This is a genomic window from Chloroflexus sp. (assembly GCF_049970315.1).
Lineage (GTDB): Bacteria > Chloroflexota > Chloroflexia > Chloroflexales > Chloroflexaceae > Chloroflexus.
The window spans coordinates 1-20,441 of record NZ_JBMFNE010000017.1; the positions used below are offsets into that span (position 1 = coordinate 1).

The 20,441-nt window shown below is 54.7% G+C and carries 18 protein-coding genes; 11 read left to right on the top strand and 7 right to left on the bottom strand.

What is annotated here, in order from left to right:
- Positions 1-178 precede the first annotated feature (178 nt).
- Entirely contained in the window at positions 179-1,234 is a 1,056-nt protein-coding gene (locus ACP5OT_RS12075; RefSeq protein ID WP_424676299.1) for a hypothetical protein, read from the top strand.
- A gap of 61 nt (positions 1,235-1,295) precedes the next feature.
- On the opposite strand, the gene ACP5OT_RS12080 is transcribed toward ACP5OT_RS12075, so the two are convergent.
- Together ACP5OT_RS12080 and ACP5OT_RS12085 are read right to left on the bottom strand one after the other, a co-directional pair.
- On the bottom strand, positions 1,296-2,807 hold the full coding sequence (locus ACP5OT_RS12080; protein ID WP_424676298.1) for a carboxypeptidase M32: 1,512 nt from the start codon (positions 2,805-2,807) through the stop codon (positions 1,296-1,298).
- Positions 2,808-2,873: 66 nt separating this feature from the next.
- Positions 2,874-4,067 (bottom strand): methionine aminotransferase, encoded by a 1,194-nt coding sequence (locus ACP5OT_RS12085; protein ID WP_424676297.1) that lies wholly within the window; start codon positions 4,065-4,067, stop codon positions 2,874-2,876.
- A 161-nt stretch (positions 4,068-4,228) separates the two neighbouring features.
- Here ACP5OT_RS12085 and ACP5OT_RS12090 point away from each other — a divergent pair, with 161 nt between their 5' ends.
- Complete coding sequence (locus tag ACP5OT_RS12090; RefSeq protein ID WP_428132260.1) at positions 4,229-4,624, top strand: hypothetical protein; 396 nt, start codon at positions 4,229-4,231, stop codon at positions 4,622-4,624.
- A 177-nt stretch (positions 4,625-4,801) separates the two neighbouring features.
- Here ACP5OT_RS12090 and ACP5OT_RS12095 read toward each other — a convergent pair whose 3' ends face one another.
- The gene (locus ACP5OT_RS12095) at positions 4,802-5,611 is read right to left on the bottom strand and encodes a hypothetical protein (protein ID WP_424676295.1); all 810 of its coding nucleotides are present in this window, start codon (positions 5,609-5,611) and stop codon (positions 4,802-4,804) included.
- A gap of 86 nt (positions 5,612-5,697) precedes the next feature.
- On the opposite strand from ACP5OT_RS12095, the gene ACP5OT_RS12100 reads away from it, so the two are divergent.
- The 3 genes from ACP5OT_RS12100 to ACP5OT_RS12110 all read left to right on the top strand — a co-directional run bounded on the left by ACP5OT_RS12100 (position 5,698) and on the right by ACP5OT_RS12110 (position 9,649).
- Positions 5,698-6,696 carry a molybdopterin-binding protein gene (locus ACP5OT_RS12100; RefSeq protein ID WP_424676294.1) on the top strand — a complete coding sequence of 333 codons (999 nt, stop codon included), beginning with the start codon at positions 5,698-5,700 and terminating at the stop codon, positions 6,694-6,696.
- Positions 6,697-6,823: 127 nt separating this feature from the next.
- Positions 6,824-8,176, top strand: a complete 1,353-nt coding sequence (locus ACP5OT_RS12105) for a tetratricopeptide repeat protein (RefSeq protein WP_424676293.1) — start codon at positions 6,824-6,826, stop codon at positions 8,174-8,176.
- Positions 8,177-8,368: 192 nt separating this feature from the next.
- Positions 8,369-9,649, top strand: a complete 1,281-nt coding sequence (locus ACP5OT_RS12110; RefSeq protein WP_424676292.1) for a glycosyltransferase family 4 protein — start codon at positions 8,369-8,371, stop codon at positions 9,647-9,649.
- On the opposite strand, the gene ACP5OT_RS12115 is transcribed toward ACP5OT_RS12110, so the two are convergent.
- A complete protein-coding gene (locus ACP5OT_RS12115) occupies positions 9,598-10,149 on the bottom strand; it encodes a DUF3267 domain-containing protein (RefSeq protein ID WP_424676291.1) in 552 nt (183 codons plus the stop codon). The genes ACP5OT_RS12110 and ACP5OT_RS12115 overlap by 52 nt on opposite strands.
- A 105-nt stretch (positions 10,150-10,254) precedes the next feature.
- On the opposite strand from ACP5OT_RS12115, the gene ACP5OT_RS12120 reads away from it, so the two are divergent.
- Entirely contained in the window at positions 10,255-11,271 is a 1,017-nt protein-coding gene (locus ACP5OT_RS12120; RefSeq protein ID WP_424676290.1) for a gluconeogenesis factor YvcK family protein, read from the top strand.
- A gap of 206 nt (positions 11,272-11,477) precedes the next feature.
- Here the strand turns inward: ACP5OT_RS12120 and ACP5OT_RS12125 are convergent, their stop codons facing one another.
- Both ACP5OT_RS12125 and ACP5OT_RS12130 read right to left on the bottom strand, forming a co-directional pair.
- Positions 11,478-11,783 carry a P-II family nitrogen regulator gene (locus tag ACP5OT_RS12125; protein WP_424676289.1) on the bottom strand — a complete coding sequence of 102 codons (306 nt, stop codon included), beginning with the start codon at positions 11,781-11,783 and terminating at the stop codon, positions 11,478-11,480.
- Between the two features lie 12 nt (positions 11,784-11,795).
- On the bottom strand, positions 11,796-12,776 hold the full coding sequence (locus ACP5OT_RS12130) for a sodium-dependent bicarbonate transport family permease (protein ID WP_428111814.1): 981 nt from the start codon (positions 12,774-12,776) through the stop codon (positions 11,796-11,798).
- A gap of 131 nt (positions 12,777-12,907) precedes the next feature.
- Between ACP5OT_RS12130 and ACP5OT_RS12135 the strand changes: the two genes are divergently transcribed.
- Positions 12,908-14,323 (top strand): MFS transporter, encoded by a 1,416-nt coding sequence (locus ACP5OT_RS12135; RefSeq protein ID WP_424676287.1) that lies wholly within the window; start codon positions 12,908-12,910, stop codon positions 14,321-14,323.
- Between the two features lie 22 nt (positions 14,324-14,345).
- On the opposite strand, the gene ACP5OT_RS12140 is transcribed toward ACP5OT_RS12135, so the two are convergent.
- Positions 14,346-15,008, bottom strand: coding sequence for an endonuclease III domain-containing protein (locus tag ACP5OT_RS12140; protein ID WP_424676286.1), 663 nt, complete (start codon positions 15,006-15,008; stop codon positions 14,346-14,348).
- Between the two features lie 95 nt (positions 15,009-15,103).
- Between ACP5OT_RS12140 and ACP5OT_RS12145 the strand changes: the two genes are divergently transcribed.
- From ACP5OT_RS12145 to ACP5OT_RS12160, 4 genes are all read left to right on the top strand, one after another.
- Positions 15,104-16,540, top strand: a complete 1,437-nt coding sequence (locus ACP5OT_RS12145) for a peptidoglycan-binding protein (protein WP_428111810.1) — start codon at positions 15,104-15,106, stop codon at positions 16,538-16,540.
- Entirely contained in the window at positions 16,537-17,034 is a 498-nt protein-coding gene (locus tag ACP5OT_RS12150) for a hypothetical protein (RefSeq protein WP_424676284.1), read from the top strand. The genes ACP5OT_RS12145 and ACP5OT_RS12150 overlap by 4 nt, the downstream gene beginning before the upstream one ends.
- Positions 17,035-17,642: 608 nt before the next feature.
- Positions 17,643-19,346 carry a peptide ABC transporter substrate-binding protein gene (locus tag ACP5OT_RS12155; protein ID WP_428132293.1) on the top strand — a complete coding sequence of 568 codons (1,704 nt, stop codon included), beginning with the start codon at positions 17,643-17,645 and terminating at the stop codon, positions 19,344-19,346.
- Positions 19,347-19,448: 102 nt separating this feature from the next.
- Positions 19,449-20,408: an ABC transporter permease gene (locus ACP5OT_RS12160; protein WP_424676283.1), complete on the top strand. Its 960-nt coding sequence runs from the start codon at positions 19,449-19,451 to the stop codon at positions 20,406-20,408.
- Positions 20,409-20,441: the final 33 nt, after the last annotated feature.

A 20,441-nucleotide genomic window follows, 5' to 3' on the forward strand; every position in this document is an offset into this window, starting at 1 on the left:
GTGTGCGCCGCTACTGGCACGGTGTGCGCCGCTACTGGCACGGTGTGCGCCGCTACTGGCACGGTGTGCGCCGCTACCCGGCCCGACACCCGCCGCTACCGGTACCAGTCGTCCAACGGCATCATGGGATAATCTCTAAGGATCGACATATACTGTCAACACACACCAAAACCGTTCTATGACAACCACCGCAGGTGAACCCGGAGTACGAGCCAATCCAACCGAAGCACGTGAACTTGTTGAGCGCGGCATTGCGGCAGCCCGCGGCGGGCAACGTCGCGTCGCAGCCGGCCTCTTAGCCCGCGCCCTCAAGCTCGACCCGCGCGACGAACGGGCATGGTTGTGGTTGAGCGAAGTTGTTGACGATCCAGAACAACGTGCGTTTTGCTTGCACGCTGTTTTACGGATCAATCCTCACAATCCGCACGCCCACCGTGGCCTGGCCTACCTTGCCCGTCAAGGGACAACAACTGCGCGTCAGGTAGCAGACCTTACCGCTCTTACAGCCGAATCGACGCCGGTAGCAACCCCTGCAGAGCAAGCTACCGCCTCGCCGAATCGCGACTGGTGGTTACAATGGCGCTGGCAGCGCCATGAAACCTCGCGCGTGCGTGTAGTGCTCTGGCTACTGCCAATCGTCTTGCTGACAGTCGCCCTCTTGCTCCACCAGAGCGTCCGCGCAGCACGCGAGCAAACTCTTGCCGCCCTCGCCGCTGAACAGGATCAAACCTTTACCATCACAAACGACCCAGTACTGCCATTCGCCACTCCCACGCCTGTCCCTGAACTTGAGGCCGAACCACTCGCTGTAGTCGAGAGTCTAACGGTATCGTATCTAACTGCCATCGACACAATTCGCGCCGAACTGCGGAAAGCGACCGACACCTACCGCCAAGAGACAGGACAGCCCGGTGGCGCATCGATCAACCATGTGGCTGCAACGCAACGTCTGCGCGCCGCAGTGGCGCAAGCGTTAGCCAACCTCGGCGAACTACGAGTACCGGGAGTGCTAACCCCAGCTCACGAAGATTACCGACGTGGTCTCGAATTCGAACTAGCCGGTCTCGACGCTATTCTTGAGTTCTACAGCACGTATGATGTTGCCAATGCCAACCGGGCTGCGCTTCGTTTCCAAGAGGCACGCGCATTTATCGAGCGGGCACAGGCGAGTTTTCAAAACCAAAGCCAAATACTCGGCGAGAGGAGCATACTCAGTGCCTACACCATTCGTTAAACAGGGGCTACCTCTCGCCTGGCGTAGCAAGTGTAGCCCCTGTATCGCTACTGACCGGCTTCTATAACTCGATCCCGTAAATGGCCGAATACTTCTGCCGTAGGTATTGGAGGTACGGCTCGATCTGCATTGACCGACCGGTTGCCCGCTCGATCAACTCCGCAGGCGTAAAGACACTGCCGTGACGGTAGATATGCTCCCGCAACCATCCATGCAACGTCGCAAACTCACCCTGTCCGATCTCAGCATCGATTTCGGGGTGAGCAGACCGCGCCGCGGCAAGAAATTGCGCGCTCAGGATATTACCAATGGTATAGCCCTGAAACGCACCACCGATCAATCCACCAAACCAATGCACATCCTGCAACACGCCATCACGGTAATCGGGGACGACAACCCCCAAATCTTCCGCATAGCGAGCATTCCACGCTTCAGGCAGATCGGTGAGCTTCAGACTGCCTTCGAGCAACGCTAACTCGAGATCAAACCGGATCATCACGTGGAGATTGTATGTCACTTCATCGGCATCGGTACGGATGAGCGACGGTTGCACGCGGTTAATCGCTCGATAGAACTCGTCGAGCGAAACATTCCCTAACTGCTGCGGGAAGGTCTGTTGTAATTCAGGGTAAAAATATTCCCAGAATGGCCGAGAACGACCGATCAGATTTTCCCACAAACGCGATTGACTCTCGTGAACACCCGCCGAAACACCATTGCAGAGCGGTGTCCCTTCAAATGCCGGATCGATCCCCTGCTCATACATCGCATGACCCGACTCGTGCAGAGTGCTAAACAACCCATCTCCGAGATCGTGCTCGTTGATGCGGGTGGTAATCCGCACATCGCCAATCGAAAACTTCGTAGCAAACGGATGATGGGTTAAATCCTGCCGACCGCGCTCGAAATCATACCCAAAACAACGAATGATCTGCTCACCAAAAGCCAGTTGATCGTTGCGCGGGTAATACTTGCGCAGACACGAATCGTCAATTGGCGGCTGGGCCACAATTGCGCGAATGATCGGGGTCAGCTCGGCACGCAGTCGAGCAAAAAGATCGCGAATCTCAGATGCCCGCATCCCGTAGTCGCTAAAGTCGATCAGCGGATCGGCGGGATGATCATAGCCGGGGAAACAATCGGCAACTCGTCGACTCAGCTCAAGCGTTCGCTCGAGATAGGGCAACATCGTGGCAAAATCATTCGCCGGTCGCGCCTGCGTCCATGCCTGATAGCTCGCAGCAGTATGCGAAGCGATCTCACTTGCCAGCTCCACCGGAATTCGGGTCATACGCTCGTAGTTGCGATGGGCTACCCTAATCAGTGCGGCATCGGGATGGTCGTAGGGCAATTGTTCAGCATACGGCATCAATTCGGCCAACAGAGCACCCAACGCCGGATCGGTGCTCCGCACGTGAGCCAACCGCGAGAGGGTCGCCAGTTGGCGTGCGCGTGCCGCAGCACCACCAGGTGGCATATACGTACTCTGATCCCACCCCAACACTGCGGCAGCACTGTTAATATCGTCGATCTCGAGGAGACGGGCACGAAGTTCTTGTAACCTGGACTCCATCAAAGGCTTCTCACTTTCTAGTCTATTGTCGTGTCGCCGTTGAACACGATACCATACCAACCAATCTCAACGATTCCGCTGCCGCCACGCCAACAATCGCTGTTGCGCAGCGCGCAGGGTCTCGTCACGCTTGGCAAAACAAAACCGCGCCAACAACGGCAAATCGTGCTGGCGAGCATAGAATGCCGATGGTGGGATCGCAGCCACCCCAACCTCTTGGGTCAAATACCGGCAAAAGGCAACATCGTCGTGAAATCCGGTCGCTGAGATGTCGGCCATCAAGAAATAACTACCTTCGGTTGGTAAAACTGGTAATCCAACGCTCTCCAAAATCTCGGCAAGCAGATGATAGCGTGCGGTATATTCAGCACGAAATTGATCGTAATACCCGTTGTGCAATGCTCCTTCTAGCGCGGCAGCAGCAGCATATTGCAATGGCGTTGCAGTAGCAAACGTAATCCATTGGTGAGCAGCGCGCAGTGCAGTGTTTAGCTCAGCAGAGCCAACCGCATACCCAATCTTCCAACCGGTAAGACTAAACGTTTTGCCTAGACTATTGATCGTGAGCGTCCGCTCCCACATCCCCGACAGAGTCGCAATTGGAATGTGCTCGGCTCCGGCAAAAACCAGTTGATCGTACACCTCGTCAGACACCACAATCACATCGTATCGTTGGCACAGTTCAGCAATCTGCTCGAGTTCATCACGACGAAAGACCTTGCCGGTCGGGTTATGCGGCGTGTTGAGCATCAAGAGACGGGTACGTGGCGAGAACGCTGCCTGCAATTCTGCCAGATCGAACCACCAGCCCGACTGGCCGGATGTTGGTGGATGTAACCGCACAAACCGCGGTATCCCACCGGCCATCGTGACATCAGGCAGATACGCATCGTAGAACGGCTCGAACAGAATGACCTCGTCACCGGGGTTAATCAGCGCCTGCACAGCACCAAAGAGGGCTTCAGTCGCACCGCTCGTGACGGTCACTTCACGTTGAGGATCGATGGAGCGCCAGCCGTGCGCTTGCCATGTCGCTGCAATTGCCTCGCGCAAGCGGGGGACACCGATATAGGGTGCGTATTGGTTCGCATCGGCAGCGATGGCTTCAGCTGCAGCTTGCTTCACCCATTCTGGCCCGGCAAAATCAGGAAAGCCTTGACCGAGATTCACGGCACCGCATTGAACGGCAAGAGCACTCATCTCGGCAAAGATAGTCGTGCCAAACTGACGAACGCGCTCGGCGCTGCGTGGTGTAGACATCACTGAACCTCTCATGCTGCACGCGGTGTTGCGGTGAAAGCGTGGGGAGAGCAGCAAAGCCGCTCACAAACTGTATGGTACCACAGCCTGCTGCAACTTTTGCACTCCACCTACCGTCTTACTCGCAGAAAACAGTAGCTCGTTAGCGTAAGGAGTTTGCTATGTCGTTCCAAAACGAACAGACCCGCTGGATCGGTCTGATCCTTATTACATTAGGGATCGTAACGATCTTCAAATTGTGGTGGCTCGTACCGGCTACGCTGCTGGCCGGTGGCGGTATCGTCATCTACCGTCGCCAGCGCAGCCTTGGTCGTACCGATGAAGCGTTGCAAGCGCTGTTGTGGGGCATAGGGCTGGCCCTGCTTTCACTCTTCCATCTGGTCTGGCCGGGTATCCTCATCCTCGGTGGTGCAAGCCTATTGCTACGTGGGCGCGAAGCCCAAGTTGAACAGCGTATGTGGACGCTGATCGGACAGGTGTTGAATTGGAACCGCCGTCCAACACCGCCACCATCTAGTAGTAAAGTGCAGATCGTGGAAAAGCAAGACGGTGAATAGAGTTCGCATCGAACCATTATGGGACACGAATGCGACGGATGGAACGCGGATGGTGATAAAGCCCGATCCGCGCCCATCCGTCCGATCCGTGGGCACTGTCTAGAGTGATAGCACACGGACGGGATAGAGAAAACGCATGACGCATTCCATGCTCATCCGTCGTATCCATGTTATCCGCTACGGTGTGATCTGCGACGTCAACAGCCGCACCAACCACGCCCGTACCGCTGCCCGAGCTGCTTCCGACACCGGTGAGCCATCGGTATAGATGGCACCCGAACGCACCGCAGCTATCGTCTCGCGAAACTGCTGATATGCCGGCACATCGATAAGACGGTTTGGCCGACCGGGACCGGCTGCCAGATCGAGCAAGGGTTCCGGTCGGTTGGCGAAGACAATGTAGTGTTCGATCAAGCCGACTGCGCGCAGGGGACTATCGATCTCGCCGACGTAGATGATCGTCTCGCCAACCCGCTGCTCGGTAAATGTCTCACCACGCAGACGACGCACTTCCAAATGTTTATCAAGAAACATTCGTGCCTGCGGATCGTTACGCGAGGCTAAAAAGATCATCACCTCACCGTTCGTGATCAAGTCAGCGGCTACGTCGCGCGTCACCGGCGTAAAATCACGCACGACAATCGCAATATCACTGCCAACCCACGTAATCACGTCGCTATCAAGCTTCACGCCTAGCAGGGCAGCCACATTCGCCGCAGCATCAGCCGGCATCGACAAGCCAAACACCTCTTTCAACGCCAACTCGATCCGCGGTTGCTCCGGTACATCACTCAGCGTCGGCGACAGACTGGCATAGAGCTGCACATCTGCCGGTAAGAGTTCTGCCGGTGCTGGCCCTCGCTGGATGGTCGTAAACCAATAAATGAAAGTAACACCGACTAAGGCAGCAATTATCGTGATAGCTAGGCCACCGAGCAAAGCATAACCTAGACCACGCTCACGGGGCATCGTTGCACTTTTTAGCATAGTTGTCGCATGCTCCTTACTCAATCTTACCGAGAACATGGTACCATGAGTTAAATAGGCACCATATGTAACCTATAGGTACAACTATGCGAATTGAAACCTTGCCACCGGCAGCAGCAGTTGGGCATATTCTCTGCCACAATTTGGCCGATGGGCAAGGGCGTAAGGCGTTTAGAAAGGGGTGGCGGTTACGGGCCGAAGATCTGCCACGCTTGGCCGAACTTGGCTATAGTGCGGTACGAGTTGCTATCCTGAACCCCGACGATGTTCACGAAGACGAAGCAGCAATACAGTTGGCGAACATAGTAGCCGGGCCGGGCATTATCATTGATGAACCACACGCTGGGCGCGTCAATGTACGGGCTGCGATCAATGGTCCACTCATGATCGATGCCGAATCTCTCTTTGCGATCAATATGATCGACGGGCTGACTGTCGCTACCTTACCCCCCTCCACACTCGTGCATCCCGGCCAGATGTTGGCGACGATCAAGATTATCCCCTTTGCCGTACCATCCGCCGATCTCGCACAAGCTGCTGCCGCTGTCGGGCCTACCGGTGTCTTGTACGTAGCGACCCTCGTGCGACGGCGGATCGGAGTTGTGTTGGTGAGTAGTCAGGCTGCTCGGGCCCGGGTAGAACGCGGGATGTTACCGGCAATTGCCGGACGGATTGCTGATTTGGGCGCAACAATGATCGACTGTTGCCGCACTATCCCTGACGAGTATGCAATTGCCGATAGCCTCGCAGCCCTCCTCACTATCGGCGCCGATCTGATTATCACCGCCGGTGAAACTTCGGTGGTTGATCGCGATGATGTGATTCCGCGCGCTATACGACGCTTAGGTGGCGAAATCACCCATTACGGCGCACCGGTAGAGCCGGGTAACCTGCTCTTGCTCGCCTATTTGCCGCACGAACACGATACAATTCCGATCATCGGCGCCCCCGGATGTGTACGTTCGCGTGACCAAAACATTGTTGATCTGATCTTGCCACGATTGATGGCGAACGAGCGATTAGGACGACGGGAGATTGTGGCCCTTGGTTTAGGCGGTCTACTCGGTCCAACCCGACGCGAGTGATACCGACCGCGACTCTCACTCCCAACTGGATGCTCATCGAAGCCGTTGCTATCGTATCTGTAACCTAAAAACTACATACTGCGTAACAATCCATAGAATAACCAATAGCGTAGCTAAAAGGTGCAGTATGAATCTTGACAGCTTGTATCAAGATCGGCGTGAAGCAGCACTGGCCGATTTCAATCGAGCCATCGCCATCGATCCAGATTATGCATGGGCCTACTTCCAGCGCGGACAAGTCTTGCGCGAATTGGGAAGAATGGAGGAGTCATTGGCCGATCTTCGTCGAGCGTGTGAGCTAGAACCGAACGATGCAGCATACCACGCCGAACGAGGCGAAACGCTACGCCTGATGCGCCGTTACGAAGAGGCTCTTACCGCCTTCTCACGCGCCATTGAACTCCGACCTGAATATCCATGGGCATTGGGAAGCCGCGGACAAGTATGGCGCGCACTACGCCGTCATCACGAGGCACTTGCCGATTTCGAGGCAGCATTGGCGCTGAACCCACTGCTGGCATGGGTGTATGCCGAACGTGGCGAAACCTTGCGGGCATTACGTCGCCTCCATGAAGCAATTGAAGCCTTCAACCAAGCGTTAAACATCGATCCGGACTATGTGTGGGCGTTAGGTCATCGCGGCATTGCTTACCGTGAACTCCGCAACTATCCGGCAGCCATCGCCGATTTCGATGCGGCCATTGCCTTACAAGATACTATCGCGTGGCTGTACGCCGAGCGCGGTGAAACACGTCGCCTGGCCGATGATTTTGAGAGTGCCTTGCTTGATCTCAACCGGGCAATCGAACTTGATCCCCAATATGCATGGGCATTAGGGAGTCGCGGTGCCACTTTCCGTGCGCTCGGTGATCCCGAAGCGGCATTGGCCGATTTCAATCGTGCGCTTGAGCTTGATCCGGCTTATGAATGGGTATATATGCAGCGCGGTCTCTTGTACCGCAACCTCGACCGACTCGATGAAGCACTCGCCGACTTTAGCCGCGTCCTCGAACTCAACCCCAATCACGTCGGTGCGCTCGTCGAACGAGGTGAGTTGCTCCGTCTGCGCCGTCGCTACCATGAAGCGCTGACCGATTTCAGTCGTGCGATTGAGCTTCAACCCGATCATGCATGGGCTATTGGCAGCCGAGGGCAAGTATACCGGGCACTCAATCGTTATCACGAGGCGCTCGCCGATTTCAACAATGCACTTGAGCAAAAACCCGACATGGTATGGATTCTGGCCGAACGGGGTGAAACCTACCGCTTGCTGCACCAGTACAACGAAGCGTTAGAAGATTTCAACCGCGCCCTCGAATTGCAACCAAATGATTCGTGGGTACTCAGCCGGCGTGGCGCTACCTATCAGGCACTAAAGATATTTGAAGAGGCTTATCTTGATCTGACCCGCGCCATTGAAATCGATCCGAATAATGCATGGGCTTTGGCACAACGAGGCTCACTCTTCCGACAGATGTAACACTATCACTCAATTGAGGGAGTCTTGAGGCTACGCTCGTAATGAAGTATCCGCGTATCGCGGTGAATAGGCAGCATCCGCTTGTTCGCCGCCAATATGAAAAATTTCTCATTTTATGGTATTATCGCGACAGTTAGCAGCATGCCATATAGCATGATGAGCCGATAAGCAATACGGGAGGATCGCGCAGCCATGGACGCTACCCATCCACAGTCAGGCCATCCGATCCGGGTGGCAATGGTGGCTCGCGCTGTTTTTCCCCTTCACGGATATGGCGGCATTGAACGCCACGTGTATCACCTCACCAAATATCTGACGCAACTCGGAGTTGTCGTCACGCTATACGTCCAATCACCACCCCCTAACGCGACACCGGGCGATCTGCGGCCGCACGCGATTGAAACCCTGCGCTACGACTATACCTCACCTATCCTCCCACCAAATGGTGTGATCGGTCGACAGATCAACTTTCCGATCTACAGTTGGCGTGTTGGGCGACGGGTCGCCCGGCACGTACTACATGGCGATTTCGACGTGGTACATACGCAAGGGCTGTGCGCTTTTGGCTACGCCGCCGCCCGCCACCGCGATCCCCGTTTACAGACCACGCCGTTCGTTGCCAACCCACACGGTATGGAAGAATTCCGTACCCCCGACCGCGTCAAATGGCTGGCTTATGCACCGTTTCGCTTCCTCTATGCCTACGGCCATCGTCAGGCCGACCGCGCAATCGCAACCGATTCATGCACCAAGGACGATTTGCCGCGCTACCTCGGCGTCGATCCGACCCGAGTTGTGGTCATCCCATCAGCTATCGACGTTGCCGAATGTTTATCTCAGGTACGCAGCGAACTTCGTACCGCCCTCCGTTTTCGTCTCGGCCTTACCAGCGGTAACCCGATCTTGCTAAGTGTCGGACGCCTCGAACCCAATAAGGGGTTTGATGTGCTTATTGCCGCCCTAGCCCGCCTACGAGACGAATTGCCGCCCAACTGGCGCTGGCTACTGGTCGGCAGTGGATCGGCCCGCACTGCGCTCGAACAGCAAATCCGTGAAGCAGGGATCGCCGAACATACCGTACTGGTCGGACGCCTGAGTGACGAAGAACTGCATAGTCTGTATGAAGAGATCGACCTCTTCGTTCACCCAACCCGCTATGAAGGCAGTTCGCTGGTGACGCTTGAGGCGATGATCCATCGCCGGCCGGTGGTCGCCAGTGCCATCGGCGGTATTCCCGATAAAGTCTTTCCGGGACGTAACGGCTTGTTGGTCAAACCGGGTGATATTGATGATCTCACCGCCCAACTCCGCGCAGCTTTAGCCGCCCGCGCACAGTGGTCAGAATGGGGGGCAGAGAGTGAGCGCATTGTGCGCTCAACATTCGATTGGCCGGTCGTGGCTCGACAGACGCTCACCCTCTATCAAGAATTGTTAGCCGGTAACCACACCTCGCAACCGACCCGATCGGGGTAATCAACGACTAAGGCCTCGGCCGGATCACGCCGTAAGAGCCAGAGAATCAGCAGATCACCGCCGGCGGCAAGCGTAAACAATGCACCAAAAATAGTTGCCTCCGGCCAGCGAGTCATTATGCCGATGATCGCCGGCACAATACCGAGTACAATGCATGGTAAGAGTGTGCCAAAGCGGTAGGCGTTAATCGGTAATGGTTGGGACACATGCGCAAACGGTGTGAACGTCTTGACGTCAAACCCAATCCGCAGGGCACGTAGCGATATTCGACCGGCGAGCAACCATCCGATTGCGTGCAACGCTTCGTGAACAACGATCCCGATCACCATGACGAACAACAATTTCCATGTAACTACAATTGCGAGATTGTGATGAATAATAGCGTAACCTATTACGAGCAACAACGCCGGTAACAGACCGAATACCAATCCATTGAGATTCGCTTTGGTAAAAGAGACCGAACGCTCACATCGTCGGTACGAAGGATTTGAGGAGTTCATCTTCTATCGCAAAGCTAGTACGTAAACTGTGATTGAGCTGCCCAGCCTGGCTCATCTTATATCGCATTCTAGCTCTGACTGTCAAGCTTTCAAAGGACCCATACTATGACAAATCTCCCCTCCTTACGACTGGTTGCCCTTGGTGGCGGTAGCGGTAGTGCCCAGACCCTACTCGGTACCCGCCCCTTCTTCGCCGAACGTACCGCGATCATTGCCGTAACCGATTCGGGGCGCAGTACTGGTATTGCGCGTCAGATCGCCGATATTCCGGCCCCCGGCGATCTACGTAACGTACTGGCCACATTAGCTGCCACACCAAACCAAACGCTTGCCCGCTTAATGCAATACCGACTCAAAAGCCCGTCCTTTCCCCTTCTCGATGGAATGGCAATCGGGAATCTGATGTTGGGCGGATTAGTACAGATGGAAGGAGACATTGCCGCCGCAGCAGCGACTGCACGCGAGTTGTTGGGTTGCCCAGAGCACATTCTACCCGTTTCGACGGCCAATACCCGTTTGTGTGCCGAGTTGACCGACGGGCGCATCGTCACCGATGAGGTTGCCGTGCGGGCACTTGGCAAACCACCGATTCGCCGCCTCTTCCTCGACCCACCGGCAGCAGCGTACTCGCCTGCGCTGACCGCACTGGCTACCGCCGATCTGATCGTAATCGGCCCCGGTAGCTTCTACACATCGCTCCTAGCAACCCTCTGCTTTGATGGTGTCGTCGAGACCCTCCGCACCACACCAGCAACCATCGTATTTGTTTGCAACACAACAACTCAACCCGGTCAGACCGATGGTATGACCGTAGCCGACCACGTGGCCCGTCTTGTCGAAGTCCTCGGCCCAGGTGTGCTTGACGTAGCGTTAATTAACGATGCGAACGCCCTCCATCCGGCAGTCGCTGCTCACTACCAAGCTTCCGACCTGCATCCACTCCTACCGACCGATGCCGACCGACAAGCGATTCGTGCCCTCGGCGTCGAGCCGCTGGTGCGTGATTTGGCCGAACCTGATCCCGGCAATCGTGACCTGTGGCAAAAAGCCGATACCATCCGCCATGATCCTCAGACACTCGGTTTAGCGCTGTGGAAGATCGCGCTTGATCGGGTACGATAAACGAACAATGGGTTACGTATGGAGATCGCATTGCCATGCACCCAGCTATTATCCACCATCCGTTCCATCCGTGTGCTCGCACTTTAGCAACGGGACACGGATGCGACGGATGGGACGGATGAGCACGGATGGCGTCGAGCTTTCTTCATTCGTCCCATCCGGATACAGTATCATCCTTTGCGACTTTGCGTTCCACACGTTCATCATCACCCACGAAACTTATCACCCCGCACCACCTGCACATCGATCATGTACGCAATCACGGCGAAATAGGGAAAATAGGTAGTAGCCAGATGCTGCAAGATCTGTTCGGCTACTTCCGGCGCAACCAATGTCTCAATCCGCAAGCTCTTACCTTCCCACTCACTGGCGTGAACGCCGCGGGTACCTTCACCACGCACTTCACCGACGGTATAGCCGCGAGCACCTAACTGACGCAATTCGCGTAAGATCCGCTCTTCGAGGATTGCCTCAGTAATAATCGTCACCAATTTGATTGTCGTCAATTCCATTGACAACCCCTTCTACCCTGACACCCCACCGGTAATCCATGTCGCAAAGGTGTAATACAACGGCAAGCCTATCGCAAGATTAAACGGAAAGGTAATCCCAAGAGCTGCTGTTAGATAGAAGCCCGGATTCGCTTGAGGCAACGCAATACGCACCGCTGCCGGAGCCGCAATGTACGATGCACTCGCCGCTAATACGCCAAGAATCGTACTACCACCAAGTGACAACCCGGCCCAATGCCCAAACCAAACACCAAGCAGCCCATTGACTATCGGCATAATAATACCAAACCCAAGCAGAAATAAACCGGCACTGGGCAAATCGCGAAACCGCCGTGCGGCGACCATACCAAGCTCAAGCAAGAAAAAGGTCAAAGCTCCTTTGAAGAGATCAAGAAACAACGGTGCCACTTCTTTACCTCCGCCTGGACCGGTTAGCCAACCGATGATCATCCCACCAACTAGCAGTAAGATACTTTTACTGGTGATAAGTTCGTAAACCGCTTTTTGCCAATCACCACCTTGCTGACCACCAGCCATCTGCGCAATGAGCAAAGAAATCACAATAGCCGGTACCTCGAGAATGGCAACCAAGGCCGGCATAAAGCCCTCATAACGAATTCCGATGGTATCGAGAAACGTCTGCGATGCGGCAAACGTCACTGCCGACACCGAACCATAGTGTGCCGCCAGTGCAGCCGCGTCGGCTACACTGAGTTTGCCGATCCGCCGAGCAACGATGTACGCGATGATCGGAATAATGACGCCGAGCAGAAACGTCGCCAAAGCCGGCGCCCAAAAGACAGCGAGACTGGTTTCGGCAAGCGCAATACCTCCTTTCAAACCAATCGCCAGTAATAAGTAGATCGAAAGCGTGGTATACAACTCATCAGGAAGTTTCAGATCGCTGCCTACAAGTGTCGCCACAATGCCTAATGCGAAGGCTAACACCATTGGTGAAAGCAGATTAATGCGCAACAACTCAAGCACTGCCATATCAAACCCTCAATCTGCAGAAGTACGACTTTGCCCACACAAATGCAATCCTACCATTGCGTGTTACAAAGCCGGCAGTGGTACAATAGGAACACCGTTCATCTGATGACACACCAAAGGAGCAACGTTCTATGGCCGCCACGACGTCGGCAAATGCTGAGCGCCTGTCACTGGCAACTCGTCTTGCCTTTGGTGCCGGTGATCTCGGCCCAGCTATTGCCACCATTGTCGCCTCGTTCTTCCAACTCTACTTTCTCACGACGATTGCCGGTTTACCACCCGGCCTTGCCGGTACGATCCTCCTGATCGTCAAAATCTGGGATGCCGTCAATGATCCTATTATCGGTTGGTTGACCGATAAGACCCAAACACGTTGGGGACGACGCCGACCGTGGTTACTGTTCGGCGCAGCACCGTTTGGCCTGCTCTTCTTTTTGCAATGGGTAGTACCACCATTTGATGTGACCGGGAAGTTTATCTATTATCTCATCATCGCCCTGCTGTTTGATACCGCCTTCACGGTAGTAAATGTACCGTACACTGCGCTCACCCCCGAACTCACCCGCGATTACGACGAACGCACTGCCCTCAATTCATACCGCTTCGCCTTTAGCATTGGCGGAAGCCTTCTCGGCGGTATTTTGCACCAGATCATCGTCGGCCAGTTTGCCGATCAGCGAGTCGGTTATCTCGTATCGGGAGCTGTGGTTGGCGTCTTGATCGCCGTCCCATTTCTCTGGTGCTTCTTCGGAACGCGCGAACGGTACGAACCCGAACCGGGTGCTGAAGAGCTGAGCTTGCTCGATCAGATCCGCTATGTGTTCAAAAATCGTCCTTTTCTCTTTGTGGTTGGTATCTATATGTTTTCGTGGCTAGCCGTGCAGGTCACATCGAGCGTGCTCACCTTCTTTATCGTCTTCTGGCTGGGTAGTGTGCCACAATTTCCAACCACAGCCTTTGGCCTCACGTTTGGGAGTGCTAACGACCTCATTCCCGTTATGCTCTTTGCCGTGCAAGGATCGGCCCTCGTGTTTCTCTTTGTCTGGAGTGCTGTTAGTCGTCGCGTTGGCAAGAAAGCAGTCTACATGATCGGCAGTCTCATCTGGATCGGTGTTCAAGCGTTTCTCTTTTTCCTCCAACCCGAGCAGATCAGCCTTGCCATTATCCTCGGAGTGATTGCCGGTGCCGGCGTTGCTACCGCCTATCTCATTCCATGGAGTATGATGCCCGACGTCATTGAACTTGATGAACTCGAGACCGGTCAACGTCGTGAGGGGATGTTTTACGGCTTTATGGTACTATTGCAGAAGATGGGCTTGGCCATCGGTTTGTTTTTGGTCGGGCAGGCCCTGCAATTTGCCGGCTTTAATGAAAGCTTACCGCCCGGTCAGCAGCCCGAAAGTGCGCTATTGGCAATCCGTCTACTGATCGGCCCGATGCCAACCCTCATTCTAATCTGCGGTATGATCCTCACAGCCTTTTACCCGATTACCAAGGCGAGCCATATCGAGACACTGAAACGGCTAGAGGCGTTACGGAAGCGATAGACTGGATAGCCGGCAAAATAGCTTACCGACTACGGGTCACACCGATACGCGGACAGAGATCACGGATCGGACAGATACTACAACGTGGTGACGTTGGATGACAAATATTTTGCCCCAACGTCACCAGTAACCGATTGATCGGAATCCAATAGCGTTGTGGCAGCTTCGCCCGCAGTGCCATCTCTGTCTCTTCTGGTGTGCGCGTCTGTACATATCCCCAACGATTACAGATCCGATGCACATGCACATCAACACAAATCCCCGGCAGCCCAAACCCAGCCGTTATCACCAGATTCGCCGTTTTGCGCCCAACACCGGGCAGTTTCAGCAACTCATCGAGGTCTGACGGCACTTCACCGCCGTACTTTTCAAGGAGGATTTGGCAGATGGCAACAATTTGCCGGGCTTTGACGCGGTAAAACCCGACCGGGTAGATCAGTTCGGCGATCCGATCAACGCCCAGCGCGAGCATTGCTTCCGGTGTATCGGCAACTGCGAATAAGCGAGGGGCTACAACTGCGGTAAGCGTATCTTTTGTACGTAGACTCAGAATAGTCGCGATTAAAATCCGGAATGGCGTTTGACTGACCTCACCCATCTGATCGATCAACGGGGGCGTGTATTTAGTCAATTCATGTTCGAGAGTGTCCAATACGTGCTCAATCGAAAACTGTGTCACTGTCACGCTTGTATCTCCCTTCTGGCGCCGACGCTCAAGAGCGGTGTACGATATGATGATACTTGAAGTTCGCCCTGACCGTTGCCCAGGAGCGCCTCCTTATGAAACAACGCTGGTTGATCTGGTGGATAGCCGTCATTCTCCTCACGTCCTGCACACCGGCTTCGCCCACGTCAGTACCGTTGTCTACGTCCACACCATCGGGAGAGCGGCCAACTCGAACACCTCGCCCCCAACCGATCACGCCCACGACAGCCCAACCAACAGCAACACCGATGACGACCCTACCGGCGTCGGTATATCTGATTCAGAACGATCAGGTCGTGAGACTCGCTCCCAACGGTCAACAGCTCACCCAGATCACCTACGAACTGCAACCGGTGCGCGAACTGAGCGTTGCGAATAACGGCACACTGGTCTACGTAACTGAAAATAACTTGATAGCCCTCGACGGTGCGGGCCGCCGGGTTGTGATCGGTGCGCAAACCATTAGCCGTCCGCGGATTTCGCCCGACGGCCAGCGTGTTGTCTACCGCCTGGACGATCCGACCCCCGATCTGCTCGGTACAGACGCGCCCAGTGGTGTTTACATTAGCGAGCTACGTGGCGGACGACCACGACTGTTACAGGTCGATGATCCCGAACCGGTCACACCGGATTTCGCCAACCCGTCGTGGCGCTACATACCGGTGTCATGGTCTCCCGATGGTCAGCGGTTGTTATTATACGCCGTGATGCGACCGGAAATCGGTATTCCCGGCGGTGAAGCAGTCATTATCGGGCCAGACGATCGGGTTGTCCGTGCCTTCAGTTGTTGTGAAGAAGAGATATGGAGTGTTAACGGAGACGAATTGACCGTGGCTGGCGGTGGACCCGGTCCTGATCTACGTTTCGGTCTGTATCGGATCGATGTCGAGCATGGCACCGAATCGCCGGTAGTAGCGAGTAGCGAGACGATCATCCCCCTCGTGCGCGCACCACAACGGATGGCGGATGGCGACATCTATGCTTTTATCGAGCTGGTACCAGTACAAGCGTATCAATGGGATTATCCTTTTCACCCCCAGATGGTACGTGTCGGCAATGATGGCATCATAACGCCAATACGGCCTGAACGACTTGGCGAACCGCTGTTGGTCTTGTGGGACCCACAAGTACGCGGTGCTTTGGTTCAATTCGCCGAACAAGCGAACCTGATCTGGTTACCAACCGATCCCACCCTACCGATTGTCACAACCGTCGCCAACGGTGTTGCCGCTGCGTGGACACCTACAGCCGACTTGAGCATCCGCCCTTGTGACGGCTTTGCGACCATTTCACCCCAACCCGCCAACCACCGTCAGTTCGATCCGGCGGTTGCCGACCTCCAAGGGCGGCTCGCCGCTCTCGGCTTCGATCCCGGACCCATTGATGGTCTATTCGGCCCGACTACTGCTACCGCCGTGCAGGCTTTTCGCATTGCTGCCGGTTTACCAGCAGGCGACAGTGTTGATTGCGCAGCTTGGCAAAGCCTTTTAACCCGGAGTATTGCTCAATGATCGTACCGCCAGACCTCATCGAGCCGATCACCGCTATTCACGCCGCCCCACACCGGCTTGTCCTCGCCTTTGCCGGCGCCGGCAGCTTGGGGCTTGCCTGGCTACACGCAATTGCCGGATCGTCACGCACCATCCTCGAAGCAATTGATGCGTATTCACCCCCATCGTTGGCCCAGCTCACCGGTAATCTTGCGGCGCCGGCAGTCAGCGCGTTGACTGCGCAAGCGATGGCTACCTGGGCCTACCAACGTGCGCAAGCGCTGAGTAGCGGTGAATGGCCTTTGCTCGGCATTGGGCTAACAGCCGCGATCATCACCGACCGTGCGCGGCGTGGCCCCGACCACGCCTTCCTCGCCATTCACAGCTCAGATGGCATCTCTACGACCCATCTGATAATGGAGCGTATCGCCCAACAACGGAGCGATCAGGAAATCTATGTTAGCCGCTGGCTGATCACCGAAATTGCCCGGGCATGCGGTGTATTGTGCAAGTAGTACGACTACGAAGGTAGATCAACGTCGAGCAAACCCCTTACCGTCGCGCCACATCGTGAATAATTACGCATTCTCTGGCAACATGACTCAGTTTCTTGACAATTTGCTGAGCCTGTGGTACTGTTCAGGCATTCTGCACGTGTGTCAACGGATACATCAAAGATGATGGTAGTGGACAGTACACAGTAGTGCCGTGTAGCGCAGGGCGGATAGATCGGTGGCAGATCGCCGCTCTTTCATCATACCCAACATTGGTGAAAGTCATTAGGTATGGGTGAAAGGACACAATGTCGTGTCCCGTCTGCCCAACCACCCAACCAACGGATGTCGAGTTGGAAGCAGCGGATCCAGGTAACAGATAGTCTACAACTACAACGTCGCTAGGCGGCGTTCACAGTGAGGAGTAAGATACCTTCGTGATTACATTAGTTGAGTGTGACCATACTCTGTCTGGTGGGTCGATGCGACGGCTACTACTAGATCATGAAGCATCATAATCCTCACCCACAAACAACGCTGCTGCCAACTCTGGTCATCAATCAGGTCGTCATTTTAGAAATGAGGAGGTTCGTGTGTCGCACAAACGTCTTTGGGCATGGATGACCCTCATGGCAGTAGCGGCAATGATCTTGGCAGCCTGCGGTGCAGGTCAACAGCAGACCCAACCTACTACTGCACCGGCACCACAGAAGGGCGGCAAACTGACGATTCTCTACTGGCAAGCAGTAACCACCCTGAATCCACACCTTGCCACCGGTACGAAAGACTTCGACGGCGCAACCGTCATACTTGAACCGCTTGCCCGTTACAACGAAAAAGACGAGCTAGTACCCTTCCTCGCCGCCGAAATTCCGACTGTTGAGAATGGAGGTGTTGCCGCCGACGGCACCAGTGTGACCTGGAAGATCAAGCCGGGTCTTAAATGGTCGGACGGCACAGATTTCACGGTGGAAGACATTATATTCACGTGGAAGTACTGCGCCGACCCGGCCACGGCATGCACCACCAAAGCGGCCTTTGATCCGATTGAGAATATCGAGAAGATTGATGACCTGACGATCAAGATCACGTGGAAAGAACCGACGGCCGATCCGTACATCGCCTTCGTCGGCCCGTTTGGAATGATCTTACAGCAGAAGCAGTTCGGCAACTGCATCGGCGCCGCCGCCAGCACGAGTGCCGAGTGCCAAGCTGCTAATCTGGCTCCGATTGGTACCAATGCGTGGAAGTTGCGTGAGTTCCGCCCCGGCGACACCGTCATCTACGAGCGTAACCCCTTCTTCCGCGACGCCGATAACGTCTTCTTCGACGAAGTCGAGATTAAGGGTGGTGGTGATGCCACCTCGGCGGCGCGAGCAGTCTGCGAGACTGGTGAGGTCGACTTTGCGTGGAACTTACAGATTCCCAAGGCGGTGCTCGAACCGATCTTGGCTGCCGGGAAGTGCGATGCGATTGCCGGTGGTTCGTTTGGTGTTGAGCGCATTGTAGTCAACTTCGCCAATCCTGACCCTGCCTTGGGTGACAAGCGCAGCGAACCTGATCAGCCTCACCCATTCTTAACTGAACTTGCAGTACGGAAGGCAATCGCGCTAGCAATCGACCGTAAGGCGATTGCCGATCAGCTCTACGGCCCGACCGGTGAACCGACGTGTAACATTCTGGTGGTGCCGGCAGCCGTTAATTCACCCAACACCACCTGCGAGCGCAATGTTGAGGAAGCCAAGCGGCTCCTTGAGGAAGCCGGTTGGAAGCTCAATGGGTCGGTGCGAGAGAAGAATGGTATTAAGCTGATTGTCAGCTTCCAGACCAGCATCAACACCCTGCGGCAAGGCGAACAGGCGATCATCAAGTCGAATCTGGCCGAGATCGGTATTCAAGTTAACGTCAAGGCGATTGATGCTGCCGTTTTCTTCGGTGGCGATACCGGCAATCCCGATACATTGAACAAGTTTTACGCCGATCTGCAAATGTATACCAACGGCCCAGACTCGCTTGACCCACAGCAGTATCTGCAAGGCTGGATTTGCGCTGAGCGGGCTTCATCAGCCAACCAATGGAACGGCAACAACTACGGTCGCTACTGCAACCCCGAATACGATGCCTTGTTCGAGCAATTGAAGAAAGAGCTTGATCCAAAGCGCCGCGCACAACTGGCGATTCAAATGAATGATTTGCTGGTCAACGACGTGGCCGTCATTCCGCTCATTAACCGACGCACACCCAACGCGAAGCTGAAGAACCTCGAAGGACCAACCTTCAACACGTTCGACAGCAGTATTTGGAACATCGCAACGTGGCGGCGCGTTCCGTAAGCGGTAGTATTTGCTGATGCCTGGCAGAGGCGCATAACCTGCGTCTCTGCCAGGTTCGATAAATAATGGTTATGCTTTGTTTACACTCTGGGGCAATCTACTATGTTGCAATATATCATTCGAAGATTGTTGATAGCGATTCCCACCCTCTTAATTATCAGTTTTGTGATCTTTGCTGTACTTGCCCTTGCCCCCGGCGATCCATTAGCCCAATTTGCCCTTAATCCCGCCATTCCCGAATCGACTCGCGAGTTGATCCGCATTCAGTTTGGCCTTGATCAGCCATGGCCAATACGCTACGTGCGTTGGCTCACCTCATTGCTACGTGGTGATTGGGGATTCTCGTTTGGGACACGCGGTCCGGTAATCGATCTGATTTGGCAACGTTTGCCACAAACTTTAGTAGTAGTCGGATCGGCGTACATTATTGCCGTAATGTTAGCAATCCCGATTGGTATTATCTCGGCGGTAAAACAATATTCGCTTTTTGATAATATAGCTACCTTTTTTGCCTTTATTGGGTTTTCAGTACCTTCATTCTTTACCGGTCTGGTCTTGATTTTGGTATTTGCGATTAATTTGAAATGGTTTCCTATTGTTTACAATACAACATTACAAGTTGTTGATTGGGATACCTTCACCCAGCAGGTACGACAGATGGTGCTACCGGTGACTGTGTTGGTTGTTCAGCAAACAGCAGCTCTCACTCGCTTTATGCGCTCGTCGATGCTCGATAACTTAACGCTTGATTATGTGCGCACAGCGCGAGCGAAAGGCCTCAGTGACCGAATGGTAGTACTGCGTCATGTGCTGGTCAATAGTCTGATCCCAGTAGTGACATTGATTGCGCTCGGTATTCCAACGATCTTCGCCGGCGCGATCATTACCGAGAATCTGTTCCGAGTTAACGGTCTTGGGGCACTGCTAATTACATCGATCAACAATTCCGATACACCAGTTGTAATGGCTTTGACCTTTATCTTCGCAATCCTCACCGTCATCTTTAATCTGATCGCCGATATTCTGTACGGTGTGCTCGATCCGCGTGTCCGCTATTCATAATTGTTGTTGACAACAAAGTGCGGAAAGGGTTAT